The organism is Pseudomonas sp. P5_B2, assembly GCF_056400445.1.
Genome location: NZ_JBFULH010000201.1, coordinates 1 through 7399 on the forward strand (window position 1 = coordinate 1; position 7399 = coordinate 7399).

The 7399-nt window shown below is 59.1% G+C and carries 5 protein-coding genes and 2 pseudogenes; 6 read left to right on the forward strand and 1 reads right to left on the reverse strand.

From position 1 onward, the window contains the following. Positions 1-239 (forward strand): annotated as a pseudogene (locus AC1DRJ_RS15805) (hypothetical protein); the annotation flags it as partial. Positions 240-460: 221 nt separating this feature from the next. Beyond that, entirely contained in the window at positions 461-2380 is a 1920-nt protein-coding gene (locus AC1DRJ_RS15810; RefSeq protein ID WP_477802985.1) for a tyrosine-protein phosphatase, read from the forward strand. Positions 2381-2443: 63 nt separating this feature from the next. Here the strand turns inward: AC1DRJ_RS15810 and AC1DRJ_RS15815 are convergent, their stop codons facing one another. After that, positions 2444-3382, reverse strand: a complete 939-nt coding sequence (locus AC1DRJ_RS15815; protein ID WP_477802986.1) for a helix-turn-helix transcriptional regulator — start codon at positions 3380-3382, stop codon at positions 2444-2446. Positions 3383-3646: 264 nt separating this feature from the next. Here AC1DRJ_RS15815 and AC1DRJ_RS15820 point away from each other — a divergent pair, with 264 nt between their 5' ends. The 4 genes and pseudogenes from AC1DRJ_RS15820 to AC1DRJ_RS15835 all read left to right on the forward strand — a co-directional run bounded on the left by AC1DRJ_RS15820 (position 3647) and on the right by AC1DRJ_RS15835 (position 7321). After that, positions 3647-4573 carry a Gfo/Idh/MocA family protein gene (locus AC1DRJ_RS15820; protein ID WP_477802987.1) on the forward strand — a complete coding sequence of 309 codons (927 nt, stop codon included), beginning with the start codon at positions 3647-3649 and terminating at the stop codon, positions 4571-4573. A gap of 203 nt (positions 4574-4776) precedes the next feature. Continuing rightward, positions 4777-5835, forward strand: a complete 1059-nt coding sequence (gene cax, locus AC1DRJ_RS15825; protein WP_477802988.1) for a calcium/proton exchanger — start codon at positions 4777-4779, stop codon at positions 5833-5835. Between the two features lie 74 nt (positions 5836-5909). Further along, the gene (locus tag AC1DRJ_RS15830; RefSeq protein ID WP_223517604.1) at positions 5910-6185 is read left to right on the forward strand and encodes a metal/formaldehyde-sensitive transcriptional repressor; all 276 of its coding nucleotides are present in this window, start codon (positions 5910-5912) and stop codon (positions 6183-6185) included. Between the two features lie 8 nt (positions 6186-6193). Then, positions 6194-7321: pseudogene (locus AC1DRJ_RS15835) on the forward strand (nickel/cobalt efflux transporter). Positions 7322-7399: the final 78 nt, after the last annotated feature.

A 7399-nucleotide genomic window follows, 5' to 3' on the forward strand; every position in this document is an offset into this window, starting at 1 on the left:
GCAGTGATCATGCGGGCAGATCCGTCAGGGATCATGGTGAAAGCGGAAACCACTACGGCAATGATCGCAACAGTGATCGCGGTCATGGGCAAACGACTTCAGGCATCGCCCACTCCAAAGATACTCACGGCATAAGCAAAGCCAGAGCTGTTGCTGACTCGACCCCAGGCGATCACAACGCGAAAGGCCTGAGCAAAACCGGGATGTCGGTATCGAAAAGTCGCACTGATCATCCATAACGGCTGACAGGGAAGTACGGCAGACTACATTGCAAAGTCTGCCGTACGCTTGAGGTAGAGACACCCGCACCAATACGAATTATTGCAGGGATATACGGACCAAAAGCGCGCTGTCCGGACCCATCGCGCACGAATTTTCATTCGTCGGCAATTTGTCATATTCGGTATTTCTTCAATGCAGATAGTTGTCAGCCCAATGCGTTTTAAATGAGGCTGCACCTGTGTTTCAACGTCTGCTGTGTTCGCTGTCCGTTTTGAGTCTGTCTATCGCTGCTGCCCAAGCTGCCGGGAACACCCCCCTCGACACCCCGCGTTTACGCAACATCGACAATTTCCGCGATGTCGCCGGGACCACCACCGCATATTCCACTGCCAATGACGGCACGATGCGTGGCGGCGTGTTCTACCGCTCCAACGCGCTGACCCCGTCGGCGGCGGATCTGAGCACCTTGAACAGCCTCGGCATCAAGGCGGTCTATGACCTGCGCATGCCGAGCGAAATCGCCGGTACGCCCGACACGCTGCCCAACGGTGCGCGCTATTTGAATATCGACATTCTTGGCAACGCCACGTCCGGTTCCCATCTCCCCACGGGCTCGATCGCAAGTGCCGCCGACGCCATCGCCATGATGGAGGGCATCAACCGGTCATTCGTCAATGATGCGGGGGTGCGCGGTCAATTCACCACGCTGTTCAATGAACTGGCCGGCGTTGACGGTGCCTCGTTGTTCCATTGCACGGCCGGCAAGGATCGGACGGGCTGGACCGCCGCCGTATTGCTGAGCATTGCCGGGGTCGACAGCTCGACCATCATGAACGATTACCTCGCCACCAACCAATACACCGCCGCACGCGTGGCGGCGACGCTGGCGGCCATGCCGCCAGCCATGGCAGCGATCTATGCGCCGATGCTCGGCGTAGAAGCCAGCTTCCTGCAAGCCAGTCTGGATCAGGTCACTGCGCAATTCGGCAGCATGGACAACTACCTCAAGCAAGGCCTTGGCCTGTCCCAAGAGACCATTTACGTACTGCGCGGCAAGATGGTTTCCTATAACAGCCTGCCAGGCCAGGCCGGTCTGCTCGGCAACGCCGCCGCGGGTGCCGGGTTGCTGCAACAGCTGCAGAACAGCAACCTGTCAGGCACCTACAGCGATTACAACTATTACCTGCAATCGGCGATTGATGCCGGCACCCTTGGTGGTGTCGAGTCCACCGTCGGTGGCCAGGTGCACGCCGATGCTGCCAGCTACTTGCTGCGCCAGGGGGCGATGATCGACCAGGCCGCTGCGCCTTTCACCAGCGGCACGGACCTCAAGGTCGGCCAATATCGCTTGTGGAGCACTGCACTGGCGGGCTATTTGGGCACCGATGGTTCGTCCGAGACCGCCAGCAGCAACGAGCATAGCCAAGGGTTGATGATCGGCCTGACCCAGCGCTTCACCGAACAACTTAGCGCCCATGCGGGTTTCGGATACAGCCGCGGTAATGTCGGCGGGGCGGGCGGTGAGGTGGACACTGACTGGACCTTTTTCACCGCCGGCGCCCGCTACGCACCGGACGGCCTGGAGCGTGGCCTGTTTGTCGACGCCGACGCCAACGCCGGCTGGCTTGACTACGAAAGCAAGCGCGACCTCGGTGGCGGACTGGGGACGGCCAAAGGCGACAGCCATGGCAATCTCTCCGGTGCAACCCTGGCGCTGGGCTATCGGGTGCCGGTGAGTGACATGATCTTCGAGCCGAGCCTGGGCGTACGCGTCAGTCACCTGAGCGTGTCCGGCTTCCAGGAGAAGGGCAGCGAACTGGCCCTCGACGTCGACGATACCGAGGAAACCCGCCGCAGTGCAGTGGCCAATCTGAATGTGTCTTTTGCCCCGGTCGGCATGGGCAGTTGGCAACTGGTGCCGGGTGTCCAGGTGGGTTATGAGCATGTGCTGGGCGATCACGAAATCGATAGCGAAGGTCAGCTGCTGGGCCTGGACATCGAACAACGCGCAGCCTTTGACAGCCGGGAGCTGTTCTTCGGCGGGGTCAATCTCATGGCCAATCTCGGCCCGCTGAGCCTTGGGGGCGAAATTGGTGCCAGCGGCGGAGGGGACAGTCACGGCTTCAGCGGTGGCCTCAAGGCCAGCTATTCGTTCTGACACTGTTGCATGGGGGCTGGCCGCCGGTATTCGGCGGCCTTGGCTACATGCAGGACGAACCGGTTAGTGTCGGGCTCGCGTGCGCCCTGCTTTCAAATCAGCGGGACTGACACCATAGGCGTTCTGGAAGTACTGGCAAAACCTGCCGACATTGCTGAACCCGAACCGTAACGCCACCTCGGTCACCGACGTCGGGACATCCTGCGCCAGCGCATCGTAGGCGCGCTCCAGCCGCACTTGCCGTTGATAGGCAACAATCGAAACACCCACGAAACGCCGAAAACCTTCCTGCAACGCACGCTGGCTGACATTGCTCTGCCGGGCCAGATCCGTGCCGCTGACCAGTTGCTCGGGATGTTCCTGAATGTACTCGACGGCCCGCTTCACATGCCGTGGCGCTATCAGCGGTGCAGGGCGCCGAAGGGCTTGCGTGAAGTTGTGCGGCCAGACCTCCAGTACCGCGTCGATCAACATTTCCCGTAGACGCGAAGGCATCAGCGTACCCGAGTTGATCAGCAGGTCGAACTCGGTTCCTGTCGCCAGATCGATCAAGGCCTTGATGCCTTGGAAGGCCGGGATGGTCAGATCTACCAGCGGCTCGAAGTGCAGCTTTTCCAGGATGGGCTTGTCCAGCAGTGACGAGAGTCGCTCGGTGAGTAGGGCGCGTCTGATCGAAATCCCGTGCTGGGCGTGATTGTCGAGAAAGTGCATCGAGCGAATATCGGCTTTGTCGATTGCCAGGCCAACGTGGGTGACGCCCACCGATTCGGTCGTGTGATTGAAGACGATCTTGCCGGCACCAGGAATGACGAAGGTGATTTCGTCATGGGGATCGGGAAACACCACTTTGAAGTCGCCGAGGTAATGCATCCTGCGAAAGCTGACGCCTTCATGCCTGCCGTAGACACCGCCAATGATGATGTTGGCTGGTGGGGGCGACGTATCGGAGTAGCGGCTGCCGAACAGGGTCGAGAACAGCGCGCCAAAGTCATCGCAGCGCATGTCGTTGGATCGGAGGATGATTGGCTGGCGTGTCGGGGGTGAGTACAACTTGAGTGGCGCCTTGGGTCTAGGGTCGTGGGTACAGGGATGAGGGAGCGCGAGGACATTAGCAGGCGCAAGTGACAGGCTTGTGACGACAGGGAATGCAGTGCTCAAGCTCACGTGCCGGATGGACCCTAAGCACGTCATCGATGACTTCCCCGCGAGACAAACGTAATCTTGCCGATTCGCGTACCCAGACAAGAAAAAAACAAGGAGTCAGTGATGCAACCAATCCGTCTCGGCCTGGTGGGCTACGGCAAGATTGCCCAGGATCAACACGTTCCGGCGATCAACGCCAACCCCCCGTTCCACTTGGTGTCTGTCGCAACGCAAGGGCAGCCCTGCGTCGGGGTGGAGAACTTTCAGTCCCTGAGCGAGCTGCTCGGACACRGCCCGCACGTCGATGCGATTGCGTTTTGCACTCCGCCGCAAGGGCGATTCGCTCTGGTGCAACAAGCGCTGGCCGCTGGTAAACACGTGCTGGTAGAAAAACCGCCGTGCGCCACGTTGGGTGAAGCGATGGCGTTAGTGAGTCAGGTAGAGGCGCAAGGGGTCAGTGGCTTGTTCGCTTGGCATTCACGCTACGCGCCCGGTATCGAAGCCGCCCGTGACTGGCTCGCCACCCGTACCTTGCAAAGCGTACAGATCGACTGGAAAGAAGACGTGCGCAAGTGGCACCCCGGCCAGACCTGGATCTGGCAGCCAGGAGGCCTTGGCGTCTTCGATCCCGGCATCAATGCCTTGTCGATTGCCACCCATCTGCTGCCGCTGCCGCTGTTTGTCGTGTCTGCCGATCTGCGCGTCCCAGGCAACTGCCAGTCGCCTATTGCCGCTTCCATCAAAATGTCTGATGCGCGCCACCTTGATGTCCGTGCGGAATTCGATTTCGACCACGGTCATGACGAACTCTGGAGCATCGAGATTCGCTGCACCGAAGGCATCCTGCGACTGGACAACGGTGGTGCACTGTTGAGCATTGACGGCGTGCGCCAAGCCGTATCGGAGGAGGGCGAGTACGCGGCGGTGTATCGACATTTTCAGCAGCTGATTGGCGACAAAGCCAGTGACTTGGATCTGCAGCCGCTGCGACTGGTTGCCGACAGTTTTTTTGTTGGCAGTAGGGCGTCGGTCGAGCCGTTTTACGATTAGTGGCTGCTGAAAGATTTCGCCAGCCTGTTGCATCGATCGGTGAGTCCACGGTCGATACCGGCCGCTTTATTAATAGCAACTGACTCTCATTGTCATGTTGATGGAATTTTCGACAGGGTTGCGTAAGTAAGCCATTCTTACCGGGATATTGATCACCGCTTCATCACCTTGGCCCTCATGCGAGTACAGCCATGCTCTATTGGATGTTGGTTTTCGTCCCCATTCCCATCCTCTTGAAGTTCATTGCGCCACAGCAGGACTTGCTGATCTTTCTGGCTGCTTCTCTGGCCATCGTGCCACTGGCCGGATGGCTGGGCCGGGCGACCGAGCAGTTGGCAGAACGTTCCGGGGAAGGAGTGGGTGGGCTGCTCAATGCCACGTTCGGCAACGCCACGGAACTGATCATCGCCATAAGTGCATTGCGGGCCGGCTTGCACGATGTGGTGAAAGCCTCCGTGATCGGCTCCATTGTCGGCAATATCCTGTTGGTGCTGGGGGCCGCCATGCTCGCCGGCGGGCTGCGTCACAAGGAGCAGCAATTCAATGCCCTTGCCGCTCGTTCCCAGGCCACGTTACTGACCATGGCGACCATTGCCCTTGTACTGGCTGCTGCCTACAACGCTGTGGTGGCGCCTCGTGCGCCGCAAGGGTTGCAGAGGTTGAGCTTATATATCGCCGTGGTCTTGCTGCTGGTTTATGGGCTTTTTCTGTTGTATTCGCTGGTGACCCACAAGAACCTGTTTGCCGGGGACCCCAAGGTGGCGAACGATGGGCAGCAATCCCCGCTCTGGCCAAAGAGCAAGGCGTTGCTGGTGTTGGGTGGGGCGACACTGTTGATCGCCTGGGTCAGCGAGATTCTGGTGGCGGCTATCGAGCCCAGTGCGCATCAGCTTGGCCTGAGCAACCTCTTTGTTGGTGTTTTCATTGTCGCGATACTTGGAAACGCCGCGGAGCATTCTTCCGCGATTTCGGCGGCCATGAAAAACCGCATGGACCTCTCGCTCTCGATTGCGATTGGTTCCAGCGTTCAGGTCGCCCTTTTTGTAGCCCCCGTTCTCGTGCTGGCCAGTTACGTCATCGGCACGGCGCCAATGGACCTGGCGTTCTCCGGCGGTTTGGTCCTCAGTGTGCTGCTCGCCGTTCTGATTACCGGTCAGGTGGCTGGCGACGGGCGATCCGACTGGTTGAAAGGGGTGCAACTGCTCGCCGTGTACCTCATCCTCGGCTTGGCCTATTTCTTTACACCTGATGTGGTGGCCTGAGCTCGAGCACCGGGATTGCGAAAATCTCATTGCCGGRGGATCATGCTCGCCTATATAGGGTAGGGGGGTATAGTATGGCGCACATTCACGGGCAAAAAGACGATCTATTGAAACGGGTAAAACGCATCGCCGGGCAGGTTCAGGCGATAGAGCGAGCGCTGGAGTCAGAGGCCGACTGCGCCAAGACCCTGCATCTCGTCGCGGCGACTCGCGGGGCAATGAACGGTTTGATGGATGAAATCATCGAGGCCCACGCCCACGCCCACGTCGCCAACCCGGAACTGAGCGATGAGGAGCGGGCCAAAGGCGTCGAAGAGCTGCTTGAAGCCATCCGCCGCTATTCGAAATAGGTCCTGTCATGCCGAATTTTGCAGAGCTGCTTCAACAGGGTGGCGCCCATGCGTGGCTCTATTTCCCCAGCGCAATACTGCTCGGAGCTTTGCACGGGCTTGAGCCCGGGCATTCAAAAACCATGATGGCGGCGTTCATCGTGGCCATTCGTGGCTCGGTCAAACAAGCAGTTTTGTTGGGCCTGGCCGCAACGCTGTCGCATACGGCAGTAGTCTGGTTGGTCGCTATCGGCGGTATGTACCTGGGCAAGGGGCTGGATGCTCAAACCACCGAGCCGTATTTCCAGCTGGCATCTGCGGCACTGATTATCCTGATTGCGCTATGGATGCTGTGGCGCACTTGGCGTGGCGAGCAGATGTTCAAGTTCGAGCAGGGTGAAGATCACCACCATGACCACGGTCACCACGATGAAACCCAGCGTATCGATACCGGTCATGGCCGGATCGAGCTTTCGATTTTCGAAGCCGGCATGCCACCGCACTGGCGCCTGAAAGCGCTGAGCGGGCATGCCTGGGGCGCTGCGGATGTCCGGGTGCTGACAACGCGCCCGGACGGCAGCACCCAAGCGTTCTCATTTAGTGAGCATGAAGGTTTTTTGCAATCGACGGCCGACATTCCCGAACCCCATGAATTCAGCGTTCGCTTGAGCCTTGGACACGCCGGGCACTCGCATGACTACGACCTGGAATACCAGGAGCATGATCACGGACATTCGCACGGGGAGCTGGAAGGCCTGGAATTGTCAGCCGATGGTTATCAGGATGCGCATGAACGCGCCCATGCCAATGACATCCGCAAGCGCTTCACCCATCGTGAAGTGACCACCGGCCAGATCATTGTGTTCGGCTTGACGGGAGGGCTGATTCCTTGCCCGGCGGCCATCACCGTTTTGCTGCTCTGCCTTTAGGTCAAGGAAGTGGCTTTGGGTGGCATGCTCGTCCTGAGCTTCAGCATTGGTTTAGCGATTACGCTGGTCTCGGTCGGCGCGGCGGCAGCCATTGGCGCCCGGCAAGCGACCAATCGCTGGCCGTGGTTGGGTGTGGTTGCGCGTCGGGCACCTTATCTGTCTGGCGCGTTGATTATTGCTGTGGGCTTGTATGTCGGCCTTCATGGCTGGATCGGGTTGAATGCTTAAGACGTTTGAAGGGGGCACGAAATAGTTAAGGAATAAGATTTACACCTTCTGGCTACTTATCAGGATGCAGACGATGAA